Origin of the sequence: Kitasatospora sp. NPDC059817 (assembly GCF_042731835.1) — a bacterium.
Taxonomy (GTDB): Bacteria; Actinomycetota; Actinomycetes; order Streptomycetales; family Streptomycetaceae; genus Kitasatospora.
This window is the reverse complement of sequence record NZ_JBHWIR010000021.1, coordinates 5,899-29,645: the sequence shown is the minus strand read 5'-3', so window position 1 is coordinate 29,645 and position 23,747 is coordinate 5,899. Positions and strand designations below refer to the sequence as shown.

At 71.9% G+C, this 23,747-nt stretch carries 20 protein-coding genes, 1 tRNA gene and 1 riboswitch; of the genes, 9 read left to right on the top strand and 12 right to left on the bottom strand.

The genetic code is table 11. The features are described 5' to 3' along the window. Positions 1 to 66: 66 nt before the first annotated feature. The 8 genes from hpnD to ACFV61_RS07420 all read right to left on the bottom strand — a co-directional run bounded on the left by hpnD (position 67) and on the right by ACFV61_RS07420 (position 7,780). On the bottom strand, positions 67 to 924 hold the full coding sequence (hpnD, locus tag ACFV61_RS07455) for a presqualene diphosphate synthase HpnD (protein WP_063350097.1): 858 nt from the start codon (positions 922 to 924) through the stop codon (positions 67 to 69). Positions 925 to 965: 41 nt separating this feature from the next. Further along, on the bottom strand, positions 966 to 1,946 hold the full coding sequence (gene hpnC, locus ACFV61_RS07450) for a squalene synthase HpnC (protein WP_380490579.1): 981 nt from the start codon (positions 1,944 to 1,946) through the stop codon (positions 966 to 968). Positions 1,947 to 2,370: 424 nt separating this feature from the next. Continuing rightward, the gene (locus tag ACFV61_RS07445) at positions 2,371 to 3,180 is read right to left on the bottom strand and encodes an ABC transporter ATP-binding protein (RefSeq protein WP_063350095.1); all 810 of its coding nucleotides are present in this window, start codon (positions 3,178 to 3,180) and stop codon (positions 2,371 to 2,373) included. Next, positions 3,173 to 4,114 carry an ABC transporter permease gene (locus tag ACFV61_RS07440; RefSeq protein ID WP_380490558.1) on the bottom strand — a complete coding sequence of 314 codons (942 nt, stop codon included), beginning with the start codon at positions 4,112 to 4,114 and terminating at the stop codon, positions 3,173 to 3,175. Before ACFV61_RS07440 ends, ACFV61_RS07445 begins: the two co-directional genes overlap by 8 nt. Before the next feature lie 136 nt (positions 4,115 to 4,250). After that, positions 4,251 to 5,150, bottom strand: coding sequence for a glycosyltransferase family 2 protein (locus ACFV61_RS07435; protein ID WP_380490556.1), 900 nt, complete (start codon positions 5,148 to 5,150; stop codon positions 4,251 to 4,253). After that, on the bottom strand, positions 5,147 to 5,884 hold the full coding sequence (locus ACFV61_RS07430) for a CDP-alcohol phosphatidyltransferase family protein (protein ID WP_063351558.1): 738 nt from the start codon (positions 5,882 to 5,884) through the stop codon (positions 5,147 to 5,149). Before ACFV61_RS07430 ends, ACFV61_RS07435 begins: the two co-directional genes overlap by 4 nt. A 91-nt stretch (positions 5,885 to 5,975) precedes the next feature. After that, complete coding sequence (locus tag ACFV61_RS07425) at positions 5,976 to 7,037, bottom strand: iron-containing alcohol dehydrogenase family protein (protein ID WP_063350092.1); 1,062 nt, start codon at positions 7,035 to 7,037, stop codon at positions 5,976 to 5,978. After that, positions 7,025 to 7,780: a sugar phosphate nucleotidyltransferase gene (locus tag ACFV61_RS07420; RefSeq protein WP_380485270.1), complete on the bottom strand. Its 756-nt coding sequence runs from the start codon at positions 7,778 to 7,780 to the stop codon at positions 7,025 to 7,027. The genes ACFV61_RS07425 and ACFV61_RS07420 overlap by 13 nt, the downstream gene beginning before the upstream one ends. Before the next feature lie 517 nt (positions 7,781 to 8,297). Between ACFV61_RS07420 and idi the strand changes: the two genes are divergently transcribed. Beyond that, positions 8,298 to 8,954: an isopentenyl-diphosphate Delta-isomerase gene (gene idi / locus ACFV61_RS07415; protein WP_079136034.1), complete on the top strand. Its 657-nt coding sequence runs from the start codon at positions 8,298 to 8,300 to the stop codon at positions 8,952 to 8,954. A gap of 32 nt (positions 8,955 to 8,986) precedes the next feature. Here idi and ACFV61_RS07410 read toward each other — a convergent pair whose 3' ends face one another. Further along, positions 8,987 to 9,514, bottom strand: a complete 528-nt coding sequence (locus ACFV61_RS07410) for an ATP-binding protein (RefSeq protein WP_380490576.1) — start codon at positions 9,512 to 9,514, stop codon at positions 8,987 to 8,989. A 384-nt stretch (positions 9,515 to 9,898) separates the two neighbouring features. Between ACFV61_RS07410 and ACFV61_RS07405 the strand changes: the two genes are divergently transcribed. Together ACFV61_RS07405 and ACFV61_RS07400 are read left to right on the top strand one after the other, a co-directional pair. Beyond that, positions 9,899 to 9,983: transfer RNA gene (locus ACFV61_RS07405), tRNA-Leu, on the top strand. 348 nt (positions 9,984 to 10,331) lie between these two features. Then, positions 10,332 to 12,014: an APC family permease gene (locus ACFV61_RS07400; protein WP_380429400.1), complete on the top strand. Its 1,683-nt coding sequence runs from the start codon at positions 10,332 to 10,334 to the stop codon at positions 12,012 to 12,014. 125 nt (positions 12,015 to 12,139) lie between these two features. On the opposite strand, the gene ACFV61_RS07395 is transcribed toward ACFV61_RS07400, so the two are convergent. After that, positions 12,140 to 13,120, bottom strand: a complete 981-nt coding sequence (locus ACFV61_RS07395) for a class I SAM-dependent methyltransferase (protein WP_244293506.1) — start codon at positions 13,118 to 13,120, stop codon at positions 12,140 to 12,142. Between the two features lie 607 nt (positions 13,121 to 13,727). On the opposite strand from ACFV61_RS07395, the gene ACFV61_RS07390 reads away from it, so the two are divergent. After that, the gene (locus ACFV61_RS07390) at positions 13,728 to 15,158 is read left to right on the top strand and encodes an aldehyde dehydrogenase family protein (protein ID WP_244293505.1); all 1,431 of its coding nucleotides are present in this window, start codon (positions 13,728 to 13,730) and stop codon (positions 15,156 to 15,158) included. Positions 15,159 to 15,306: 148 nt separating this feature from the next. Here the strand turns inward: ACFV61_RS07390 and ACFV61_RS07385 are convergent, their stop codons facing one another. Continuing rightward, the gene (locus ACFV61_RS07385; protein ID WP_380490552.1) at positions 15,307 to 16,797 is read right to left on the bottom strand and encodes a glycine hydroxymethyltransferase; all 1,491 of its coding nucleotides are present in this window, start codon (positions 16,795 to 16,797) and stop codon (positions 15,307 to 15,309) included. Positions 16,798 to 16,826: 29 nt separating this feature from the next. Continuing rightward, a riboswitch (ZMP/ZTP riboswitch) is annotated at positions 16,827 to 16,922 on the bottom strand. Between the two features lie 305 nt (positions 16,923 to 17,227). Between ACFV61_RS07385 and ACFV61_RS07380 the strand changes: the two genes are divergently transcribed. From ACFV61_RS07380 to ACFV61_RS07365, 4 genes are all read left to right on the top strand, one after another. Next, positions 17,228 to 18,193 carry an ABC transporter permease gene (locus ACFV61_RS07380; RefSeq protein WP_363367281.1) on the top strand — a complete coding sequence of 322 codons (966 nt, stop codon included), beginning with the start codon at positions 17,228 to 17,230 and terminating at the stop codon, positions 18,191 to 18,193. 76 nt (positions 18,194 to 18,269) lie between these two features. Continuing rightward, entirely contained in the window at positions 18,270 to 20,021 is a 1,752-nt protein-coding gene (locus ACFV61_RS07375; protein WP_380490550.1) for an ABC transporter substrate-binding protein, read from the top strand. A 119-nt stretch (positions 20,022 to 20,140) separates the two neighbouring features. Continuing rightward, positions 20,141 to 21,133 (top strand): ABC transporter permease, encoded by a 993-nt coding sequence (locus ACFV61_RS07370; RefSeq protein WP_063350084.1) that lies wholly within the window; start codon positions 20,141 to 20,143, stop codon positions 21,131 to 21,133. A gap of 118 nt (positions 21,134 to 21,251) precedes the next feature. Next, positions 21,252 to 22,892: a dipeptide ABC transporter ATP-binding protein gene (locus ACFV61_RS07365; protein WP_380490547.1), complete on the top strand. Its 1,641-nt coding sequence runs from the start codon at positions 21,252 to 21,254 to the stop codon at positions 22,890 to 22,892. Here ACFV61_RS07365 and ACFV61_RS07360 read toward each other — a convergent pair. Further along, positions 22,889 to 23,152, bottom strand: a complete 264-nt coding sequence (locus ACFV61_RS07360; RefSeq protein WP_380490544.1) for a hypothetical protein — start codon at positions 23,150 to 23,152, stop codon at positions 22,889 to 22,891. The genes ACFV61_RS07365 and ACFV61_RS07360 overlap by 4 nt on opposite strands. A gap of 41 nt (positions 23,153 to 23,193) precedes the next feature. Here ACFV61_RS07360 and ACFV61_RS07355 point away from each other — a divergent pair, with 41 nt between their 5' ends. After that, positions 23,194 to 23,625 carry a cytidine deaminase family protein gene (locus ACFV61_RS07355; RefSeq protein WP_380490542.1) on the top strand — a complete coding sequence of 144 codons (432 nt, stop codon included), beginning with the start codon at positions 23,194 to 23,196 and terminating at the stop codon, positions 23,623 to 23,625. Positions 23,626 to 23,747 lie beyond the last annotated feature (122 nt).

The following is a 23,747-nucleotide window of genomic DNA, read 5'->3' as shown; positions in this document are numbered from 1 at the left end:
TGGTCAACACTGCTCTGCCCGCTTGTGATTCCCCGCTGACACAGCGTGACAGAACTGCGGTGAGAATCAAGAACGCCCCCCGGCGAGCCCGGAAAGCGCGACGTACGCCTTCTCCCAGCCCGGCAGCGAGACCCGGCCGCGCAGGACGGACTCGGGGTCGGCGGCGATCCGGCCGAGCAGCCGGTGGTAGATCCCCGCCATCGCGGCGGTGCAGGCCCGGCTGCGGCGGTCGAGCATCGGCAGCAGCCGCAGGCCCTCCTCGAAGGCGGCCTGGGCGCGGGCGGCCTCGAAGGCCACCAGGCCGGTGAAGTCGGCGCCGACCGGCGGCCTGGGCAGCGCGAAGCCCTGCTCGCAGCCGAACCGGGCCAGGTCCTCGGCTGGCAGGTAGGTACGGCCGTTCAGGGCGTCCTCGCGCAGATCGCGCAGGATGTTGGTGAGCTGCAGGGCCAGGCCCAGGGTGTCCGCGTAGCCCGCGCCGCGCTCGGGGTCGTCGCAGCCGTACACGCCGAGCGAGAGCCGGCCGACCGAGCCGGCCACGCAGCGGCAGTAGACCTTCAGTTCCTCGTAGGTCTGGTACTCGGCGCCCTTGAGGTCCATCTCGACGCCGTCGATCAGTTCGTCGAAGCCGCCGAGCGGGATCGGGAAGCGCCGGGCCGCGTCGGCCAGGGCGACCTTGATCGGGTCGGTGTCGTCCTCGGCGACCACCCCGGCGCGGACCTCGTCCACCAGTTCCCGGGTGCGCACCAGCGCCTCGGCCTTGCGGTCGGACGGAAGGTCCCCGTCGCCGATGTCGTCGACCCGGCGGGCCAGGGCGTACAGGGCCGACATGGCCAGCCGCTTGGGTTCGGGCAGCAACCGGATGCCGTAGCTGAAGTTGCGTGCCTGAAGTCCGGTGACTGCCTCGCAGTACCGGTACGCCGCCATGACCTGGGCCGACGCCAGTGGTGATGCCGCCACTCGGGCGTTCACCTTCCCTTCGCGAAGATTGCCGCCGCCTTCGCTGCGAGGCGGCGCTTGTTCGGCTTCGCCTGCTGCGCGAGCACGTCGTACCCGGCGTCCTCGATGGCCGCCAGGGCCGCGTACCCGCCGGCGGTGAATCCCGCCAGGAGCAGTCGAAGCCTCCCCCGAACCGTACCTACCAATGGCGCGCCGCGGTCGAGCAGGGTGCGGGCCCGCTGCACCTCGAAGGCGATCAGCTCGCGCACCGGGCCGCTGGCGGTGGGGGCGGCGAGGTCCGCCTCGGTGACGCCGAACCGGGCGAGGTCCTCGGCGGGGAGGTAGATCCGCCCGTGGGCGAGGTCCTCGGCGACGTCCTGAAGGTGTTCGACCACCTGGAGGGCGCTGCAGATCGCGTCGGACAGCTCGATCCGCTCGGGGGTGGCGACGCCGGCGATGGCCAGCACCAGGCGGCCGACCGGGTCGGCGGAGAGGGTGCAGTAGCCGATCAGGTCGTCGTAGCCGGCGTAGCGGGTGGTGGTCTGGTCCACCCGGTTGGCCTCGATCAGGCGGCGGAACGGCTCCGGGGTGAGCCCGTGCCGGTCGACCAGCGGGACGAGGCTGCGCAGCAGTGGGTGGCGGGGGCCCTCGGAGGCCCCCGGGTGGAGCGCCGCCTCGAAGACCCGGTCGAGATCGCGCTCCAGACCGTCCAGCAGTGCGAGGCGGAAGGCGACCTCCTGCGGAGTCGGCGGGCCGGACTGGGCCGAAGGGGTGGCGGGAGGCGTGGCCTCGACCCCGAGCAGGGCGGCGGTGGCGGCCGGATCGGCCAGGTCGCCGTCGCCGGCGTCGTCGACCAGCCGGGCGTAGCCGTAGACGGCCATCAGGTCGTCGCGCCAGGCCGCGGGCAGGAAGAACGGGGCGACCGGGAAGTTCTCCGCGCCCGCCTTGTCCAGGGTCTCCCCCGCGGAGCGGTTCACCGACGTATCTCTGGGCTGGGCCGAAGCCGACACTGCTGTCACTCCCCCGTTCTACACCGCTGGGCATCACCGGCCCGACTCGGACACGCGTCCGAGCAGGGGCGCCACCTCCGGCACACCGCCCCCGCGCATACAGCCTGACACCACGGGGCGCGCCGGAGAAGAGCGCCCCGCCCGGCGCACGGGGGCGCTCACCCCCGCGGCGGCGGGCCACCCGGGGCACCGACGGGGGCGCACGAACAGGGGGCCGGCCCCGGAAATCCCCGGAACCGGCCCCCTGGACGGCCTGGTGTTAGGGCGTGTCTGACAATTCGCGGCGGATCAGCGCGCGGCGTTGGGCGCCCGGCTGGGCGTGCCGGCGAAGCGTCCTCGTACTGGGCCGTACTTGGGCGTTTCGCCGGTGCGTCCAGGCGGGATGCCCGGCGTCGCGCGCCCGGCGGGAATTGTCAGACACGCCCTACGGGCGTTCGCCGCGCTCGTAGCGGCCGACGACCTCTTCGGTCGGGCCGTCCATGATCAGCTCGCCGGCCTCGATCCAGATCGTCCGCTCGCAGACCTCGCGGATCGAGCTGTTGTCGTGGCTGACCAGGAAGACCGTACCGGCGGACTTGCGCAGTTCGTCGATCCGCTTCTTGCTGCGCTGCTGGAACGCCTGGTCGCCGGTGGCCAGCGCCTCGTCGATCAGCAGCACGTCGTGGGTCTTCGCGGCAGCGATGGCGAAGCGCAGGCGGGCACCCATGCCGGAGGAGTACGTGCGCATCGGCAGCGAGATGAAGTCGCCCTTCTCGTTGATGCCGGAGAACTCGACGATGTCCTCGTAGCGGCTGCGCACGTCGGCCGGCGCCATGCCCATCGCCAGGCAGCCGAGGATGACGTTGCGCTCACCGGTGAGCTCGTTCATCAGCGCCGCGTTCACGCCCAGCAGCGAGGGCTGGCCGTTGGTGTAGATGCCGCCCTTCTCGGTCGGCAGCAGGCCCGCGATGGCGGCCAGCATGGTCGACTTGCCGGAGCCGTTGGAGCCGATCAGGCCGATCGCCTCGCCCTTGTAGGCGGTGAAGCTGACGCCGCGCACGGCGTGCACCTCGCGCACGCCCGCGGAGCGCTTGCGGCTGATGATGCGGCTCATCGCCGAGGTGGCGCTGCCCTTGCCGGAGCCGGCGCCGTGCACCCGGTAGACGATGTGCACGTCGTCGACGACGACGGTGGGCTCGCGGGCGACATCCGCGTCCCGGACGGTGTCCAGCTTGCTCAGTTCGACGTCAGCCACGGCCGTACTCCTCCTCGGCCTTCCAGAAGAAGACGTATCCGATCACGAACATCACGACCGCCCACCCGATGGCGTAGGTCCACTGGTGGAGCGGGAGTTCCTGGTACGAGGGCTGGTGCTTGTTGTAGATGATCGGCGCGAAGGCGTGCCGCAGCAGGTCCATGTAGACCGAGGCCGGGTTGAGGGCCATCAGCGTCTGGATGTACTTGGGCCACTCCTGGATCTTGTCCTGGATGCTGAACATCACGCCGGACAGGAACATCCAGGCCCGCATCACGAAGGGGATCAGCTGGGAGATGTCGCTGGTCTTGGAGCCGAGCCGCGCCATGACCAGGGCGATGCCCGTGTTGAACATCATCTGCAGCACCAGGGCCGGGATGATCAGCAGCCAGGTCCGGCCCGGCTTGATGCCGCTGACCAGCACGGTGCCGACCAGCACCACCATCGAGATCAGCAGCTGCTGGAGCTGGATCACGGTGAACGCGATCGGCAGCGAGGCCCGGGGGAAGTGCAGCGCGCGGATCAGCCCGAGGTTGTCGGCGATCGCCCGGGTACCGGACTGCACCGCGTTCTGGGTGAACTGGAAGACGAAGACACCGATGCAGAGCCAGGCGATGTAGGTGTCCGGCGGGAAGTTGTCCTTGCTCTTCAGGATCACACCGAAGACCAGGTAGAACACCGCGCAGTTCAGCAGCGGCGTCACGACCTGCCACAGCTGGCCGAGCTTGGCGTCGGTGTACTGGGCCACCAGGCGGGCGGTGGCGAAGGCCCAGATGAAGTGGCGCCGGGCCCAGAGCTGCTTGGTGTAGGAGACCAGGCCGGGCCGCCTGCCGCTCACGGCCAGGCCGTACTTGTCCGCAAGCTGCTTGGGGGTCAGGCCCGCGTCCACCCCCCTGGGGGATGAGAGGCTGACGGGTTCACTCACTGTCGACACATTCGTCCTTCACGCGGGATCGGTCGGGGCGGCCGGTCGACGGGGGTCCGCCGGCCTTGCGCCGATGGGGATCCACTGGATCACGGGGAGAGTCCGGCCGGTGTGTGGTCACCGGCCGCAGCGATCGATCATTCGATCAGATGACCGGTGGCCGGCCCAGCCTGGTCAATCGCCAAACGGTACGCCATCGCATGGGCCGCCGCGGACCGCAGGGTTCGCGCCAGCCCGCCCGGAACCCGCCCCACCAGGCCTTCAGCGCCTCCGAGGAGGGGCGGCGGGCCAGGGTCAGCAGGAACCAGGTTCCCAGATAGAGAGGCACCAACAGGGCCGGAAGGTTCCGTCTGGCGAGCCAAACCCTGTTACGGGCAATGTTGTGGAAGTAGGTGGCGTGCCGGGCGGGCGAGGTCGTCGGGTGGTGCAGCACCACGTCCGCGCGGTAGTCGATGGCCCAGCCGGCGTCCGCCGCGCGCCACGCGAGGTCGGTCTCCTCGTGGGCGTAGAAGAACTCCGCGGGCAGCTGCCCGGCCTGCTCGAACACCGCGCAGCGCACGGCGGTCGCGCCGCCCAGGAAGGTGGTCACCCGGGACGAGCGCAGCGGGTCGCTGGCACGCAGCCGGGGGACGTGCCGACGCTGGGTCACGCCGGTGTCGGGGTCGGCGATCCGGAAGGCCACGATGCCCAGCTCCGGGTCGGCGGTGAAGGCCTCGCGCAGCAGGCGGGCCGAGTCGGTGCGCGGCAGGTGCCCGTCGTCGTCCAGGAAGAGGACGGCGTCCACGTCCCGGCCGTCGCGGCCGAACAGCTCGATGCCGACGTTGCGCCCGCCCGGGATGCCGAGGTTCTCCGGCAGCTCGACGCTGCGCACGCCCTCCGGCAGCGGCGGCAGCTCGGCGCCCTGGCCCACCACGGCCAGCTCGACCGCCGCGCCCTCCTGGGCGCGCACCGAGTCGATCAGGGCGGCCAGTTCCTCGGGGCGGTTGCCCATGGTGATGATGACGGCTCCGAGGCGGAAGTTCTCCGCGCTGGTCGGGGCGCTCATCGCAGCCTGCTGGAGAGGACGATGCTCAGCAGGTGCAGCACGGTCTGCAGCATGGCGATCGCCGCCAGCGCCACCACCGCGATCCGGGTGAAGAACAGCCCGCCGTGGACGGCGTCGGCGATCCCGGCCGCGAGGATCAGCAGCGAGGCCTCGACCGCGCCGACCAGGCGGTGGAACTTCAGGAAGGAGGCCGCCCGGCGGGCCTTGGCCACCGAGGACGAGCGCGGCACCGCGGCGCTGTCCTCGACCGCCGTCAGGCCGCTGCGGGCCCGGGCCACGTCCACCAGGTCCGTCTCGGACTTGATCAGGATCGCGCCGAGCGCGGCCAGCGTGCCCAGGAACGCCCACTCCCAGTGCGAGCCGCCGCCCTCGCGGTGCAGCAGGTCGGTGGCGCGCAGGCCCAGCCCGGTGAGCAGGGCCGCCTCGGACATGTAGTGGCCGACCCGGTCCAGGTAGACGCCGGTGAGCGAGGTCTGCCGGCGCCAGCGGGCCACCTCGCCGTCCACGCAGTCCAGCAGCAGGTAGACCTGGATCAGCAGGGCCCCCAGGACCGCGCCCGCGATGCCCGGCACGACCAGCGCGACGCCGGCCAGGACGCCGGTGAACATCATCAGGTACGTCAGGCCGTTCGGCGTGATCGCCGTCACGGTGGAGAGCACGCGGGTGATCCGCAGCGAGATCCGCCGCATGTACAGGCGCCCGGCCCAGTGCTCGGCGCTGCGGCGCTGGAGCATGCCCTCCGGGTGGATCACCGCGCGCAGTTCCTCGATCGAGGGCCGGCGGGTCAGGTCCACCGGGGGCCGCTCGGCGCCCGTGGTGGAGGGGTCAGCTGTTGACGGCTTGGACATAGTCGGCGTACGCGTCCCTGATTGCTGAGGGGGAGAGGTCGAGGTGCTCAAGGATGGTGAAGCGCCCCGGGCGGGTGTTCGGAGCGTAGTGCACCGCGTCGGTGAACTCCGCCTCGGTGAAACCGATCTGAGCTGCGGTCACCGGCAGTCCATGGCTCGCCAGGCGCTCCACGATCAGACCGGTCAGCTCGCGCTCGCCCCGCAGGAAGCTGGCGAACGCGGCGCCGAGGCCGACCTGTTCGCCGTGCTGGGCGGAACGCTTGGGGTACAGCACGTCCAGAGCATGCGAGATCTCGTGGCAGGCACCCGAGGAAGGCCGGGTGCTGCCCGCGATGTTCATCGCGATGCCGGACAGTACCAGGGCTTCCGCGAGGGCCGTGAGGAGGTCCTGATCCTGAGTGTTACCTGGGTGCCGCAGCAGGTTCTCGCCGGCCGAGCGGGCCATCGCCACGGCCAGTCCGTCCACCGGCTCGCCGGTGACCGCGTGCGACAACTCCCAGTCCGCGCAGGCGGAGATGTTGGAGACCACGTCGCCGATGCCGGCTGCCACGAAGCGCGGCGGGGCCTGCCGGATCACGTCCAGGTCGACGATGATGCCGATCGGGCTGGGCACCCCGTAGGAGCCGCGGCCGGCGTCGTTGTCGAGCGTGGAGACCGGCGAACAGATGCCGTCGTGGGCCAGGTTGGTGGCGACCGCGACCAGCGGCAGGCCGACTCGGGCGGCGGCGTACTTGGCGGCGTCGATGATCTTGCCACCGCCGAGGCCGACCATCGCGTCGTAGTGCCCGCCGCGCACCGACTCGGCCAGGCGCACCGCGCTGTCCAGGCTGCCGTCGTCGACGTTGTACCAGTCGGCGCCGGGCAGGGCCGGCTCCAGGCGCCGGCGCATCGCCGCGCCCGAGCCGTTGCTGATCGCCACCGCGATCCGGCCCGAGGCGGACAGCCGCTGGTCGGCGAGGATGCCGCCGAGCGCGTCCAGCGCGCCCGGGCGGACCTCGACGAACAGCGGCGACGGAACCAGCCGGGTCAGTACTGGCACGCGATCTCCCGCGCCTTCGCCAGGTCGTCGTGGTTGTCGACCTCGACCCAGGAGACCTCGCCGATCGGCTGCACGTCGATCCGCAGGCCGCGGTTGACCATCTCCTGGTAGCCGTCCTCGTAGTACAGCTGCGGGTCGCGCTCGTAGGTGGCGCGCAGCGCGTCGGTCAGGTCGGCGGCGGCGGCGGGGTTGATCACGGTGACGCCGATGTACTCGCCGGTGGCCTCGGTGGGGTCCATCAGCTTGGTGATGCGGCGCATGCCGGCGGCCGGGTCGACGACGACCTTCATCTCCTCGTCGGCGAGCTTCTTCACCGTGTCGAGGGCCAGCAGGATGCCGGGGGCGGTGCCGGCCTCGACGAGGCGCTGGTTGCCCTCCAGCATGGTGCGCTGCACGGACGCCGGGTGCACGGTGTCGCCGTTGGCCAGCAGCAGGCCCTCGGCGAAGAGCTCGCGGGCGCACCAGAGCGAGTACGCGTTGTTCCACTCCTCGGCCTTGTCGTTCTCGACCAGGTGGAGCTTGACGCCGTACTTGCTCTCCAGGGCGTCCTTGCGGTCGTACACCGCTTCCTTGCGGTAGCCGACGACGATCGCGGCCTCGCGGATGCCGACCTCGGCGAAGTTGCCGAGGGTGAGGTCCAGCACGGTCCGCTCCCCGTCGACCGGCACCAGCGCCTTGGGCAGGGTGTCGGTGTACGGGCGCAGCCGGCGGCCGGCGCCGGCTGCCAGAACGAGGCCGATCATGCGGGGTCTCCTGATCCGTCGTGCGGTGCGCGGGGCGGTGCGCGCGGGGTGCCGGGGCACCGGCTTTCCGTCCGGCCGGGCCGCGAATCGGCGCGCCGGTGCCGCCGCGAGTGCGGGCACCGTGCCGTAAGCGATGGTAGGCGACCCGGGCGGCCGACCCGAACGCGGCCGGGGGCCGCGAGGTGACGGGAGGGTGGCGAAGCGGTGATCGAACGCGGGGGCGAGGCGATGATCGAACGAGGGGGCGAAGCGGTGATCGAACGCGACTCGAACGAATGCCGAACAATTCTGCTATTCCGATGACCCTTCCGGGAGTGACTTGGACCCATCTGTGCCCGGAATCGACCTGCGGACGGTCATGATCCGCCCGGTTGTGCGTGGGACCCGTCCCCACCGCCACCCATACGGCAGACTGGAGCCCGACGCCGGCGCCGGTGCCCCCGCTGCGTCCGCTGCACCCGGTGTACCGGACGTACCCCGATGCTTCCGTTGCTCCCCCCCTCCCGAAAGAGGCCCCATGCCCCAGAGCCTGCCGACCAACCCGACACACTTCGACTCCGAGATCGACACCGGTCTCGACGTCGAGACGGACGTGACGGTCGCCCCGGGGGCCTCGACCGGGACCGCCGGCGCCGGTCCCGAGATCCTGCTGGAACTGGTCGACGACGAGGGCGTCACCACCGGCACCGCCGAGAAGCACTGGGCACACCAGCAGCCCGGCCGGCTGCACCGCGCGTTCTCGGTCTTCCTCTTCGACCGCCAGGGGCGGCTGCTGCTCCAGCGGCGGGCACTCGGCAAGTACCACTCCCCCGGCGTCTGGTCGAACACCTGCTGCGGCCACCCGTACCCGGACGAGCCCCCGTTCGTCGCCGCCGCCCGCCGCACCGCCGAGGAGCTCGGCATCGCGCCGGCGCTGCTCTGCGAGGCGGGTACGGTCCGTTACGACCTGCCGGACGAGGCCACCGGGCTGATCGAGCGGGAGTGGAACCACCTGTTCGTCGGGCTGGTGACCGCGCCCGTCGAGCCCAACCCCGACGAGGTCGACGACTACGCCTTCGTGACCGCGCAGGAACTGCGGGAGCTGCGCGCCGAGCGGCCGTTCTCGGTGTGGTTCGAGACGGTCTTCGAGGCGGCGCTGCCGGGGATCCGGGAGATCGCCGGGCGGGACTGGTAGGCGGGCGGGACCGGTCTGCGGGCCCGCGGCGCTCAGTCGTCGGTCTCCGGGGGGACGGGCAGCGAGGCCCAGATGACCTTGCCGCCCTCCCCCGTCCGCTCCACGTCGCACACCCCGCCGGCCTGCAACGTCACGCTCTTCACCAGCAGCAGGCCGCGGCCACCGGTCCGCCCGGTGTCGCTCTCCAGCGCCTTCGGCCGGTACGGGTCACCGTCCTCGACCGACACCCGGACCCAGCCCCGGCGGACCGCCAGCTCGGTCGTCACCTCCGGCGACAGCTTCGCCGCGTGCGTCACCGCGTTGCTCACCAGCTCCGAGACGATCAGCAGCACGTCGTCCACCAGCTCCTGGTAGCGCACCCCGGCCATCCCCTGGGCCAGCAGGCGGTCACGGACCGCGTGCCGGGTCAGCGGCACCGAGGCCTCCTCGGCCGGCACCGGGAAGCGCCACACGCCCTCGACCGGTCCGGCGGGTGCGCGTTCCGGCCCGGTGCGTCTTGGGTCGGCGGGTACGCGCTCCGGTCCGGCGCGTCTCGGCTCGGCCTTCGCCGCCCCGCTGATCTGCTCCACGTCCAGCCGCCCTTCGTCCGCGACCCGGGAGTGTCCGCGACCCGGGAATCAGGCGTTCCGCTCATGGCGCCCTCGATCCACAGAGGCTAGGAGAGGCACCGCCGGGACCGTGGCACCGTCGACAACTTGCCCGTGTCGGACCGCTTCCGGCCGGAACGGACCGCGGCCGCCGCCGGGGTCGACCGTTTCCTTCGCGCTCGCCACCGCTTCGGCCGGGGTTCGCGCACCGTGGCGACCCATCCCAGCCAGCCCGACCACCCCGACCGACCCGGACATCCCCCCACCCGGGGAAACGCAGGTGAGAAGCACTCCAGAACCCTGGTAATGTTCTCTCTGTCGCCGAGGGGGCGAGAAAAACCCCGAAGCACACACCCTGTCCGGGTGGCGGAATGGCAGACGCGCTAGCTTGAGGTGCTAGTGCCCTTTATCGGGCGTGGGGGTTCAAGTCCCCCCTCGGACACAACCGAATTCCCCGTGGGATCCGAAAGGAACCCGCGGGGAATTTCTTTTTCCCGGCGCGCCGTCGCCATCCACGGGTTCTCTCGAGTTCTCGCAGGTCCTCTCGGGTTCTCCGTGCGGACCAGGTGGCCGCTGCGGCGCTCGCGACCCCCGCAACCGCTGTGACCCAGGCGACTTCTGCGGCTGTCGTGACCCGGAAAGCGGACACGAGATGGCAACGATCGGACAGTTTGAGCTTCCCTTGAGGTATTCGCCCGTTTTGGCCCCATAGGCTGTCTCCGTTTGTCCGGAAACCAGCGTAAAAACCACGACACCACCCGATGAAACCCCGAGCGAGAGGACCGATACGTTGAGTGAGCCAGAGTCTCCGACGGCATCACATCAGAACTACCGGCGATCGCTCGGCACCATCAGCCTCACCGCCGTGGGGCTCGGATCGATCATCGGATCCGGGTGGCTGTTCGGCGCCGAGCGCGCCGCCCGGCTGGCCGGCCCCGCGTCGATCCTGGCCTGGGTGATCGGGGCCGCCGTGGCACTGACCATCGCGCTCACCTACAGCGAGCTCGGGTCGATGTTCCCCAAGGCCGGCGGCATGGTCCGGTACGGCCAGTACTCGCACGGCTCGCTGGCCGGCTACCTCGCCGCCTGGGCCAACTGGATCGCCATCGTCTCGGTCATCCCCGGCGAGGCCACCGCTTCCGTCCAGTACATGAGCTCCTGGCACTTCGGCTGGGCACAGGGGCTGTACAACGGCAAGGAACTCACCCTGAGCGGGGTGGCACTGGCCAGCGTGCTGCTGGTCGGCTACTTCATCCTCAACTGGTTCGCCATCACGATGTTCGCCAAGACCAACACGGCGATCACCGTCTTCAAGGTCATCGTCCCGACCCTGACCGCCGGCGCGCTGCTGTTCGCCCACTTCGACACCGCCCACTTCACCGACCACGGCGGCTTCGCGCCGAACGGCTGGAGCGCCGTGTTCACCGCCGTCGCGGTGTCCGGCATCGTCTGGGCCTTCAACGGCTTCCAGTCCCCGCTCAACCTGGCCGGCGAGGCCCGCAACCCCGGCAAGTCGCTGCCCAAGGCCGTCATCGGCTCGATCCTGATCGCCCTGGTGATCTACGTCGCGCTGCAGATCGCCTTCATCGGTGCCATCCCGGCCGCCGACCTGTCGCACGGCTGGAGCAGCCTCGCCTACACCTCGCCGCTCGCCGACCTCGCGATGGTCTGGGGCCTCAACTGGCTCGCCCTGCTGCTGTACGCGGACGCCTTCGTCTCCCCCAGCGGCACCGGCATGATCTACGCCGCCACCACCTCGCGCATGATCCACGGCGTGCAGGAGAACGGCCACCTGCCGAAGATCTTCGGCAAGGTCGACGCCAAGACCGGCATCCCGCGCCCGGCCCTGGTGCTCAACCTGGTGGTCGCCTTCCTGTTCCTCGCGGTCTTCCGCGGCTGGGGCTCGCTGGCCGAGATCGTCTCGGTCGCCACCGTGATCTCGTACGTCACCGGCCCGGTCGCCGTGATGGCGCTGCGCCGCCTCGCGCCGGACCTGCCCCGGCCGGTCCGGCTGCGGGCCATGCCGGTCATCGCGCCCGTGGCGATGGTGTTCGGCTCGCTGGTCCTGTACTGGGCCCGCTGGCCGCTCACCGGCAAGGTCATCCTGCTGATGGCCGCCGGTCTGCCGATCTGGGCCTGGTACGAGCTGCGCAAGCCGTGGGCCGAGCTGAAGCCGCACCTGAAGGCGGGCGCCTGGATGGTCGCGTACCTGTTCGTGATGGCCGGCGTCTCCTGGGCCGGCAGCACCGACTTCGGCGGCCAGGGCTACCTGCCCGAGGGCTGGGACCTGCTGGTCGTCGCGGCCATCGCGCTGGCCTTCTACCACTGGGGCGTCGCCAGCGCATGGGCCAACCCGTCCCTGGCCGCCGTCCGGCGCGAGCTGGCCGAGGAGGCTGCGGCCGCCGAGGGCTCCGACGGCTCTGCGGGCTCCGCGGGCTCCGGCCAGGAGCCGCGGGAGGCCTCGCGGGCCTGAGGGAGCGCGCAACACCGAGGGGCCGGTCGAGTTCGTCGACCGGCCCTTCGGCGTTGGCGGGGCGGGACAGGGCGGGGCCGAGTATCGGGTGACAGTCGGACCCGTCGGCCGTCGGCGGGCGGCCGTCAGCCGCGGCGGGCGCGGCGGATGACGGAGGTGACGACCGGGGGCAGCAGGTCGCGGGCGGCGCGCTTGGCGACATTGGCCGGGCGGCGCAGCTCGGCGGCGCGGGCCCGGCGGGCGGCGAGGTCTCGGGCGGCCTCCTCCTGGACCGCCCGGCGGGACTGCGAGGCCTCGTCCCGGGCCGCCTCGGCGGCCAGCCGCCGGTGGTGGCGGGAGGGGCGGAACGCGCCGATCCCGTCCGAGTCGCCGGTCATCCGGAGCACCTGCTGCCCGTTCAAGGTCTCGGAGCTGAGGTAACAGCCTGCGGCGAGGTCCACCCGGTCGAGCAGGTCGCGCTGGAACGGCTCCGGATCCCCCCAGGTGCCGTAGAACTTGCACTCGGTCAACATGATCGGCTTGAGCCCGTGGTTGAAGACCGCGCCCCAGGTCGCGGCGGCCACGCCCGGGGTGTGCTGCGAGCGGTAGTCGTCCAGGACGACGACACCCTGGTCCTGGAGCGCGACCCGGGCCACCTGGAGGTCGCCCACGACGTGCTCGTACAGGTGCGAGGCGTCGATGTGGATGAAGCGGAACGTGCCCGCCGCGATCCGCCCGCCGGCCAGGGCGGAGGTCGGGGCCTGGATTATCTCCGGCAGTTCCTCGTGGAAGGCGAGGTAGTTGACCTCGAAGGCCGAGCGGGTCAGCGACTTCCGGTAGGAGGTGTCCATCTCGGCGGCGTTCTCGTCGTCCGGAGCGTCCGAGTCGAAGAGGTCACAGACGGTGAAGGACTCGCCGGGCTGGAGGTGCTCGCCGATCACGATCGCGCTGCGGCCCAGGTACGCGCCCATCTCCAGCAGGTCGCCGGTGACCCCGGTCTTCTCCTGCCGTCCCATGAACCAGTCGAACGAGTGCCGGTCATGGTCCCAGAACCAGCCCGGAACGTCCTCCAGCACGGCTGGTTCGGCAGGCCGCTGCGACTCGTCCTTCAACGCGGCATCGGTCACGGGATGCTCCTTATGCGGTACGGATGACCTGCGGATTTAAGCCAGACCTCAGCCCGGTGGAAACCCCCGCCCGACCGTGGGACGCGCTGGTCCCGGACCATGTGCACCACTACGAACCACTGGCAACAGTAGTGCTTCACCGCTGAGTTCGCTGCAATCTACAGCGGTGCCCGCAGGCGTGAGGAGCTTTTCGCGCAATGATTTTCGCGGACCGTCGTTTCGCTGTCGGAGGGTGAACGCGGAGCCTTCGGGACGGTTCGTCCGGTGTCCCGCGACGGCGGACCACGGCCGGCCGGTCGCGCCGCGCGCGGATCGTCAACTGGACGCCCGGCGGCGGGCGGTGGAGCTGACGGCGGAGGCGGTGACGAGGACGGTGGGCGGGCGGCCGCCCGGTGCCGCGGCCGTGCGAGGCCCTTGAGCGGTCGGACGAACGGGGCGCGGGCGCGGGGACCGAGCCGTTCGACGAGTACACCGCACGGTTCGCCCCGGGGTAACCCGCCGGCCCACCGGACCGGATTGGCTCTTGCGCGCGGCCGACCGGGCCGCCTTGACTGGCCCTTTGACTAGCGCTGTTGGTCAATCGGCCGACCGGATGAGAGGACACTCGGTGCAGCAGCACGCGGAGTACGGCGACCAGTACATCGACGGCGCCTGGCGGCCCTCCCTGGACGACGCCGGGTCGATCGAGGTGCTGAACCCGGCGACCGAGCAGGTGCTCGCCACCGTGCCGGCCGGCGGGCCGGCCGACGTCGACGCCGCGGTCGCCGCGGCCCGCCGGGCGGCCCGCGGCTGGGCGACGACCGCCCGCGCGGACCGGCTCGCCCTGCTGACCCGGCTGCGGGACAAAATCGCCGCCGCGCAGGAGGAGATCACCGCCACCGTGGTCGCCGAACTCGGCGCCCCGGTCGGCTTCGCCGCCGCCGTGCACGCCGGAGCGCCACTGACCGTGGCGACCTCCTACCTGACACTGCTCGCCGAGCACCCCTTCGAGGAACGGATCGGCAACTCGGTGGTGCTCGCCGAGCCCGCCGGGGTGGTCGCGGCGATCACGCCGTGGAACTACCCGCTGCACCAGATCGTCGCCAAGGTCGTCCCGGCCCTGGCGGCCGGCTGCCCGGTGGTCCTCAAGCCCGCCGAGGACACCCCGCTGGTGGCCCGGCTGTTCGCCCGGCTGGTGCACGAAGCGGGCTTCCCCGCAGGCGCGTTCAACCTGGTCACCGGCACGGGCGCGGTGGCGGGTGCGGCACTCGCCGCCCATCCGGGCGTGGACGTGGTCTCGTTCACCGGATCCACCGCCGTCGGCCGGCAGGTCGCCGAGACGGCCGGCCGGGGTCTGAAGCGGGTCGCCCTGGAACTCGGCGGCAAGTCCGCCAACGTGGTGCTGCCGGGCGCGGACCTGACCCGGGCGGTCAACGTCAACATCGCCAACGTGTTCGCCAACTCGGGCCAGACGTGCAGCGCGTGGACCCGCCTGCTGGTGCACCAGGACCAGTACGAGGAGGCCGTCGCGACGGCCGCGAAGGCCGCCGCCAAGTACGCCCCGGGCGATCCGACCGACCCGCAGACCCGGATCGGCCCGCTGGTCAACGCCAAGCAGCTGGCCCGGGTGCGCGGTTACGTCGAGGGCGCGCTCGCCGCGGGCGCCCGGCTGGTCGTCGGCGGCGCGGAGCCCGTCCCGGGCCTGCCCACCGGCTTCTACGTCCACCCGACCGTGCTCGCCGACGTCACGGGGGACATGGCGATCGCCCGGGAGGAGGTGTTCGGACCCGTCCTGGTGGTCCTCCCCTACCGGGACGAGGACCACGCCGCCGAACTCGCCAACGACACCGAGTACGGCCTGGCCGGCGGCGTCTGGGCCGCGGACACCGACACCGCCGCCGCCTTCGCCCGCCGCCTCGACACCGGCCAGGTCGACCTCAACGGCGGCCGCTTCAACCCGCTCGCCCCGTTCGGCGGCTACAAGAGCTCCGGCCTCGGCCGCGAACTGGGCCGCCACGGGCTGGAGGAGTTCCTCCAGTACAAGTCGCTGCAGTACTGACCTCGGTACCGAGCGGGGTGCCGGCCTCGGCGCCGGCTCCGGGCCCGCCGCAAGTGGGGCGGCGGGCCCGGGGGTTCGGGCATCGAGGGCGGTTGGACGGGACCGGTCAGGTGAGGTCGGTCAGGCGGGGCCGGTCAGGTGCGGCCGGTCAGGTGAGGTCGACGCCCGGGTAGAGGGGGAAGGGGGCGAGGAGGTCGGTGGCGCGCTTGGCGACGCCGTCGCGCACGGCGTCGTCGAGGCGGTACTGGGCCTTGGAGGGGGCGCCGCCCGCGGTGGTGGTCGGGGTGGTGGCGCGCAGGACGGTGTCGATCAGGGCGGCGATCTCGTCCATCTCGGCGGTGCCGAGGCCGCGGGTGGTGAGGGCCGGGGTGCCGAGGCGCACGCCCGAGGTGTACCAGGCGCCGTTCGGGTCCTGCGGGACGGAGTTGCGGTTGGTGACGACGCCCGAGTCCAGCAGCGCAGCCTCCGCCTGACGGTCCGTCAGGCCGTAGCCGGAGACGTCGGCGAGGACGAGGTGGTTGTCGGTGCCGCCGGTGACCAGCCGGCCGCCGCGGCGCAGCAGGCCCTCGGCGAGCGCCCGGGCGTTGTCCACGACGGCGTGGGCGTAGGTCTGGAACTCGGGTCGGCGGGCCTCGGCGAAGGCGACCGCCTTGGCGGCCATGACGTGCGAGAGCGGTCCGCCGAGCACCAACGGGCAGCCGCGGTCGACGTGTTCGGCCAGTTCGGTGTCGCACAGCACCATGCCGCCGCGCGGGCCGCGCAGCGACTTGTGGGTGGTCGTGGTGACGATCTGGGCGTGCTGGACGGGGTCGTGGTCGCCGGTCAGCACCTTGCCCGCGACGAGGCCGGCGAAGTGCGCCATGTCGACCATGAGGGTCGCGCCGACCTCGTCCGCGATCTCGCGCATCCGCCGGAAGTCGACCAGTCGAGGGTAGGCGGAGTAGCCGGCGACCAGGATCAGCGGGCGGAACTCCCGGGCGGTCTCGCGCAGCGCGTCGTAGTCGATCAGGCCGGTGGCCGGGTCGGTGCCGTAGCTGCGCTGGTCGAACATCTTGCCCGAGATGTTGGGTCGGAAGCCGTGGGTGAGGTGGCCCCCGGCGTCCAGGGACATGCCGAGCATCCGCTGGTTGCCGAGCGACTGGCGCAGCTGCGCCCAGTCCTGCTCGGTGAGGTCGTTGACGCCCCGGACCTTGGCCCGCTCCAGCGCCGGGCTCTCCACCCGCTGGGAGAGGACGGCCCAGAAGGCGGTGAGGTTGGCGTCGATGCCGGAGTGCGGCTGGACGTAGGCGTGGTCGGCGCCGAACAGGGCGCGGGCGTGCTCGGCGGCGATGGTCTCGACGGTGTCGACGTTGCGGCAGCCCGCGTAGAAGCGCCGGCCCGCGGTGCCCTCGGCGTACTTGTCGCTGAGCCAGTTGCCCATGGCGAGCAGGACGGCCGGGGAGGCGTAGTTCTCGCTGGCGATCAGCTTGAGCGAGGCGCGCTGGTCCTCCAGCTCCTGGCCGATGGCGGCGGCGATCCGCGGCTCCACGCCGGCGACCACGTCGAGGGCGCTGCGGAAGGCGGTGTCGGCGGCCGCGCCGGCGGCGGTGTGCGGGGCCTGAGCGGCCTCAACGGCATGAGGGGTGTGCGGGGTGGCCAAGGCGGTCTCCTCGTGGTGCACGGACGAGTACGGACGGCCCAGGCGCTCGGCAACTGTCGTGCGGGTGCACGGAGCCGCTTCCCGATGGTCGGTTCCATCCGTGCGCGCCAGTCGCGGCTCCCCGGGATCGTACCAATGCCCGGGGGGATGTGGCGGAGATCTCAGGATTCGGGACAGCGCGCCCGTTTCGTCCCTCGATGTCCGTTCTTCTGCAACGCCGGTATTGCGGCGCAATGACGCCGAATGAAGCCGCAATACGCGCCGAAACAATGCCGGGGAAAACCGCCGGAGGTGATTTGCGGACCTCCCCGCGCATCCGGTCTGATGGCGCTCGAACGGCCGACGGGAAACCCCCGGGGGCCGGTTCGGAAATGCACACCAGCGCACCCTCACCCACAGGGCGGCGGAGAATTCGGGGAGTACGCCTCTCATGGCCGTGGTCGAAACAGCAGCGGGCTCCGTCCCCGCACCCGCCGCGCCGAGGCTGCTCGGCCGACTCCTGCGCGACCGGGTCGGCGCCGCCGCCCTCGCCGTCGTCCTGCTCTTCCTGCTGCTCGCCCTCGCCGCCCCGCTGATCGCCGCCCTGTACGGGAAGAACCCGGTCGAGCACTACGGCCAGAACTCCCCCGGCCTGCTCAGCGACAGCGGCCTGCCCGTCCTGCCGAACGGCGGCATCTCGGGCGACTTCTGGTTCGGCCTGGAGCCGGGGCTCGGCCGGGACGTCCTGACCCAGCTGCTCTACGGCATCCGCACCTCGCTGCTGATCGCCTTCGCCTCCGCCGCCGTGACCACCACGCTCGGCGTGCTGGCCGGGGTCGCGGTCGGCTACCTCGGCGGGATCGCCGACCGGCTGTTCGGCTTCCTGGCCAACGTGCTGCTGGCCTTTCCGACCCTGCTCCTGCTCCTCGCGCTGAGCCCCGTCATCCAGTCCCGGCTGGTCGATCCGGGCGCCGCGGAACCGGAGTGGATGCAGTTCCTGGTGCTGATCCTGGTCTTCTCCGCGTTCGGCTGGATTCCGCTCGCGCTTTCCCTGCGGGCCACCGTGCGGTCGCTCCGAGAAAGGGATTTCGTGCAGTCCGCCCGGGCCCAGGGCGCCGGCCGATTCCATGTCGTCGTCCACGAACTGCTGCCGAACGTCCGCTCGCAGCTGCTGGTGCACGCCACCATGGCGGTGCCGACCTTCGTCGCCTCCGAAGCGGTGCTGTCCTTCCTCGGCGTCGGCATCACGGAGCCGATCCCGGACTGGGGGCGGATGATCTCCCGCGGCTCCGAGGTCTTCCAGGCCGATCCGACCTACATGGTCTTCCCCGGTGTCGCCCTGCTGCTCTTCGTGCTCGCCTTCAACCTGCTCGGCGATGCCGTCCGGGACGCGCTGGACCCGCGCGCCGCCCGCTGAGCCCCCGTCCTCCTCCGTCCATCACCCCAAGCCCGCCCCGACCCGCCCCGACTCCCGGGGCAAGGAGAGATTCGCCATGCGCTGGACCAGACCGTCCCTCGCCGTCGTCGCCACCGCCCTGCTGGCGACCGCCTGCTCGGCCGGCGCGGGCACCGGCCCGGCGCCCGCCGGGGCGGCCGCCAAGGAGACGTCCCCGCTGACCGCCGCGCTCGGCGGCGAGAAGGAGAGCGCCGGCCCGGCCCCCGCCGTTGCCGGCGCCCGCGTGGGCGGCACCGTCAACGTGTACAACAGCGTCGAGTTCCGCCACCTCGACCCGCAGAAGGTCTACGCGGGCGCGACGTACAACGCCTCGCTGCTCTGGGGCCGCCAGCTGACGCAGTATCAGGTCGTGGACGGCAAGGCCAAGTTGGTCGGCGACCTGGCGACCGACACCGGCACCTCCGGCGACGGCGGGCGCACCTGGACGTACCGGCTCAAGGACGGCGTGGCCTGGGAGGACGGCAAGCCGATCACCTCCCAGGACGTCAAGTACGGCATCGAGCGCAGCTTCGGCAAGGGCTACGAGGTCGGCCCGCCGTACTGGCCGCAGTGGCTCACCGGCGAGGCCAGCTACGAGGCGGCGCGCGCCAAGTACGCCGGCCCGCAGGACGGCGACCTGGCCGCGATCGAGACGCCCGACGAGCACACCCTCGTCTTCCACTTCCCGCAGCCTCAGGCCGACGTCCCGTACATGGCCGCGCAGTCCTCGTCCTCGCCGGTGCGCCGGGACAAGGACACCGGGACGGACTACGACCGGCAGCCGTTCGCCACCGGCCCCTACCGGATCGTCGAGCACGTCCAGAACACCCGCATGGTGCTGGAGCGCAACCCCGCCTGGAAGGCCGAGACCGACCCGATCCGCAGCCAGTACCCGGACAAGTTCGTCTTCACGTTCGGCAAGGAGGCGCTCAACATCAACCAGGAGATCCTGTCCGGGCGCGACGGCGGCGCCAGCGCCACCACCGCCTCCGACGTGCTCTCCCCCGAGCTGTACCAGACCGCCGACACCGACCCGAAGGCCAAGGACCTGGTCGTCTCCGGGCGCCAGGGCGCCTTCGTCACCCAGCTGGTGATCAACAACGAGCGGGTGCCGGACGTCGAGGTCCGCAAGGCCCTGCACCTCGGCTACCCCCGCCAGCAGGCCCGCCAGGTCCAGGGCGGCTCCCGGATCGGCGAACTCGCCAGCACGCTCAGCTCGCCGGCGCTGATCGACTGGGAGAAGTACGACCTCTACCCGGTCAAGCCCGAAGGCGACCCGGAGGCCGCCAAGGCCGCGCTCGCCAAGGCCAAGCAGGCGCCGACCAGCCTGACCTACGGGTACAAGAACACCCCGGACGGACAGCGCACCGCGCAGGTGCTGGTGGACGGCTTCGCCAAGTCGGGCATCACCATCGTGCCCAAGCCGATCGACCCCAAGGCGTTCCTGGACGAGGTGCACCGCGCCGACTCCCCGTACGACCTGTTCGAGGAGACCTCCTCCGTCGACTGGCCGACCCCGTCCACGCTGATCCCGTTCTCCTTCTACGGCCGCGCCGGCAGCGACCTCAACTCCGCGCGCTACCGCAACCCGGCGGTGGACAAGGAGATCGACCGGATCAACCAGATCGGCGAGCCGCGCGCCAAGGCCAAGGAGCTGTACGCGCTGGAGAAGACCGTGATGCAGGACGTCCCGGTGCTGCCGTTCGTCTACGCGAACGTCAACCAGGTGCGCGGCTCCAACGTCGGCGGGGCGTTCATCCACCCCATCTACGGCACGGTCAGCCTGGCGTGGCTGTACCTGAAGTCCTGACCGCCGCACCCGCCCCCGCGCCGGTCGGTGCGGGGGCGGGCCCCTGAACTCCTGCACTCCCCGTGTGCTCCACGTAGCCCCCGCGCACGCCTCCCCGTCCCGTCGACCCCGGACCGGCCATGCTCTCCTTCGCCCTGCGGCGGACCCTCCAGGCCCTCGCCGTCCTGGTCGCGGTCTCCGCCGCCGCCTTCGCCCTCTTCTACGCCGCGCCCGCCGACCCGGCCCGCGCCGCCTGCGGCCCGCGCTGCGACAGCGGCCAAGTCGCGGCGGTGCGCCAGAGCATGGGCCTGGACCAGCCGCTGCTCACCCAGTACACCGACTACCTCACCGGGGTCGTCGCCGGGCGCGACATCAGCGACGTGGACGGCTCGGTCATCCACTGCGACGCGCCCTGCCTCGGCTACTCCTACCGGCTGCACCAGCCCGTCACCGAGGCCCTGGCCGACCACCTGCCGGTCACCTTCTCGCTCACCGCCGGCGCCCTCGCCGTCCTGCTGGTGCTCGGCCTCGGCACCGGGTTCGTCTCCGCGCTGCGGCACGGCGGCCGCACCGACCGGCTGCTCTCCGGCTTCACCCTCGTCGGCGCCAGCGTGCAGATCTACTTCCTCGGATACGTCGCCCAGTGGGCACTGGTCTACTCCACCGGCCTGCTGCCACTGCCCTCCTACACCCCGCCGACCGAGGACCTCGCGGCCTGGGCGGGCGGGCTGCTGCTCCCCTGGCTCGTCCTCGGATTCGTCAACTCCGCCGTGTTCGCCCGGCTTTCACGCTCCCAGCTGCTGGAGACGATGAACGAGGAGTACGTCCGCACGGCGCGTGGCAAGGGCCTCGGCCGGCTGCGCGCCCACCTCAAGTACACCTCGCGCGGCGCCGCCGGACCGCTGGTGCAACTGCTCGGTCTGGAGGCCGGGGTGCTGCTCGGCGGGGCGGTCATCACCGAGACGGTGTTCGGGCTGAACGGGGTCGGACGGTTCGCCGCCCAGGCGGTGTCCGGGCAGGACCTGCCCGCGGTGGTCGGCGCGGTGCTGCTGGCCGCCTGCTTCGTGGTGCTGTTCGTCGCGCTGGCCGACCTGGTGGTGGCCTGGCTCGACCCGCGAATCCGCCTGAGCTGACTGGAGCCGTTCGATGACGTCCACTGTTGAATCCGTGTCCGGGGGCGTGTCCGGAGCCGCGCCCGGAGCCGTGTCGGAGGCCGCTCCTGGGCCTGGCGCCGCGCCCTCCGCAGAGCCCGTGCTGAGCGTTCGCGATCTGACCGTCACCTTCGCCGACCCGCGCGGCGGGACGCCCGTGACCGCCGTCCGGGGGCTCTCCTTCGACCTCGCCGCCGGTGAAGTCCTCGGCCTGGTCGGCGAGTCGGGCTCCGGCAAGTCGGCCACCGGCCTCGCCGTCCTCGGCCTGCACGACCCGCGCACCACCACCGTCACCGGCTCGATCCGGCTGGGCGGGCAGGAGTTGGTGGGTGCGACGGAGTCCACGCTGCGCCCGGTCCGGGGCGGCCGGGCCGCGCTGGTCTTCCAGGACGCGCTCACCTCGCTCAGCCCCTTCCACGGCGTCGGCACCCAACTCGCCGAGATGTACCGGCTGCACCACCCCGGCGCCGGCCGCGCCGAGGGCCGCCGACGGGCCGCCGCGATGCTCGACCGGGTCGGCATCCCGGCCGCCCGGGTGCGCGACTTCCCGCACCAGTTCTCCGGCGGGATGCGCCAGCGGGTGATGATCGCCATGGCACTGATGAACGGCCCGCAGGTGCTGATCGCCGACGAGCCCACCACCGCCCTGGACTCCCGGGTGCAGCGGCAAGTCCTCGACCTGCTCGGCGAGTTGCAGCGCGAGCACGGCACGGCGGTGCTGCTGGTCAGCCACGACCTCGGCGTGGTCGCCGGGACGACGGACCGCACGCTCGTGCTGCGCGGCGGCGTCGAGGTCGAGTCCGCGCCGACCGCCGAGCTGCTGGCCGCGCCGCACGAGCCGTACACCCGCGCACTGGTCGGGGCAGCGCTCACCCTCGACTCCGTACCCGGCACGCCATTGCCGACAGTTGACGATCCGTCACCCACCGCCGAATTCGCGCCCCGGACGGTCGGACACCCCGAGCGCTGGCTCGTCGAGGTGGCTGACCTCGCCGTCCACTTCCCCGGGCGGCGCCGCCTTCCCAACCTGCGCGCCGAGCCCGTCCGGGCAGTGGAGGGCGTAGGACTGCGGATCGCCCCCGGCGAGACGCTCGGACTGGTCGGCGAGTCCGGCTCCGGCAAGTCCACCACCGCCCGCGTCCTGGCCGGCCTCCAACAGCCCACCTCGGGAACGGTCCTGTACGACGGCCAGGACGTCACCCGCCCGAGCCGGGAGCTGCGGCGCCGGCTCAGCCGGGAGATCCAGCTGGTCTTCCAGGACCCGTACGCCTCCCTCAACCCGCGCCGCACCGTCGCCCAGACCCTCGACACCCCGCTGCGCCTGCACACCTCACTCGACGCGGCCCAGCGGCGGGAGCGCTCGGCCGAACTGCTGGACCAGGTCGGGCTGCCCGCCGCCCACCTGGACCGCTACCCGCACGAGTTCTCCGGCGGACAGCGCCAGCGGATCGGCATCGCTCGGGCCCTCGCCCCGCAGCCGCGCCTGATCATCGCGGACGAACCGGTGTCGGCCCTCGACGTCTCGGTCCAGGCGCAGGTGCTCAACCTGCTGATGGAGCTGCGCGAACGCCTCGGAGTCGCCTTCCTGTTCGTCTCGCACGACCTCGCCGTGGTGCGGCACTTCTGCGACCGGGTGGCCGTGATGCACCGGGGCCGGCTGGTCGAGTCCACCGACCGCGACCGCCTGTTCAGCGCGCCGCACACCGAGTACACCCGGGAGCTGCTGGCGGCGGTGCACTAGCGCGGGGACCGGTCCTCGCGGGGGTCGGTGGCCTCGCGGGGGTCGGTGGCCTCGCGGGGGTCGGTGGGGAGGAGTGCGTAGAGGTGCATGTCCCGGCGCTCGTCGTCGTACCCGGCGGAGGCGGCCGGGACGGTGGTGACCAGCGGGATGTACGGGTCGGTGCCCGCCTCCCGGACCACGGCGAGGTCGGTGAGGCGCCAGGGGCGAAGGGTGAAGGGGCCCGCGCAAAGCGTTGGCACGATCAGGGGCGGTCGGTCCATGCTCGAAGCCTGTCATGTGCGATCAAGGAGTCCCAGCGAATATGTCCGCCAGCGATCAATCCGACCCCGTAGGAGACCGCGTAGCCGTCGACCAGGAGCTCGTCGAGGCCGCCCGGGCGGTGGCCCAGCGCTTCTCCCGGGGCGACAACCACACCGTCGCGGCCGCCGGACGCAACGCCGACGGGCGGATCGTCACGGCCTTGAACGCCTACCACTTCACCGGCGGCCCGTGCGCGGAGCTCGTCCTCATCGGCGCGGCCGCCGGCCAGGGCGCGTACGACCTCACCACGGTCGTCGCGGTCGGCGACCACGGCCGGGGCGTCGTGCCGCCGTGCGGCCGCTGCCGGCAGGTGCTGCTCGACTACTTCCCGACGGTCGAGATCATCGTCAAGCGGGGAACGGAACTGCTCGCCCTGCCCGTCCTCGACCTGCTCCCCGAGGCGTACGTCTGGGCCGAGCACCAGGACGGCTAGCAACCTCGCCTTCGAGTCGCGCTCGCGTGGCCGTTCACCCGTCGATGTCGGGCGGGTTGGGGTTCAGCGGGGCGTCCGGGGGGGGGGCGGGGCGGTTGTTTTGGGCTCCGCGGGGGGCCGAG

Excerpts from the sequence above, each read along its gene's own strand:
- ACFV61_RS07370 (WP_063350084.1), top strand. The coding sequence starts at position 20,141 with ATGCTCTCCTTCGCCCTGCGGCGGACCCTCCAGGCCCTCGCCGTCCTG.
- ACFV61_RS07360 (WP_380490544.1), bottom strand. The coding sequence starts at position 23,152 with ATGGACCGACCGCCCCTGATCGTGCCAACGCTTTGCGCGGGCCCCTTC.
- idi (WP_079136034.1), top strand. The coding sequence starts at position 8,298 with ATGCCCCAGAGCCTGCCGACCAACCCGACACACTTCGACTCCGAGATC.
- ACFV61_RS07430 (WP_063351558.1), bottom strand. The coding sequence starts at position 5,884 with ATGCTCCAGCGCCGCAGCGCCGAGCACTGGGCCGGGCGCCTGTACATG.
- ACFV61_RS07380 (WP_363367281.1), top strand. The coding sequence starts at position 17,228 with ATGGCCGTGGTCGAAACAGCAGCGGGCTCCGTCCCCGCACCCGCCGCG.
- ACFV61_RS07435 (WP_380490556.1), bottom strand. The coding sequence starts at position 5,150 with ATGAGCGCCCCGACCAGCGCGGAGAACTTCCGCCTCGGAGCCGTCATC.
- hpnD (WP_063350097.1), bottom strand. The coding sequence starts at position 924 with ATGGCGGCGTACCGGTACTGCGAGGCAGTCACCGGACTTCAGGCACGC.
- ACFV61_RS07375 (WP_380490550.1), top strand. The coding sequence starts at position 18,270 with ATGCGCTGGACCAGACCGTCCCTCGCCGTCGTCGCCACCGCCCTGCTG.
- ACFV61_RS07355 (WP_380490542.1), top strand. The coding sequence starts at position 23,194 with ATGTCCGCCAGCGATCAATCCGACCCCGTAGGAGACCGCGTAGCCGTC.
- ACFV61_RS07420 (WP_380485270.1), bottom strand. The coding sequence starts at position 7,780 with ATGATCGGCCTCGTTCTGGCAGCCGGCGCCGGCCGCCGGCTGCGCCCG.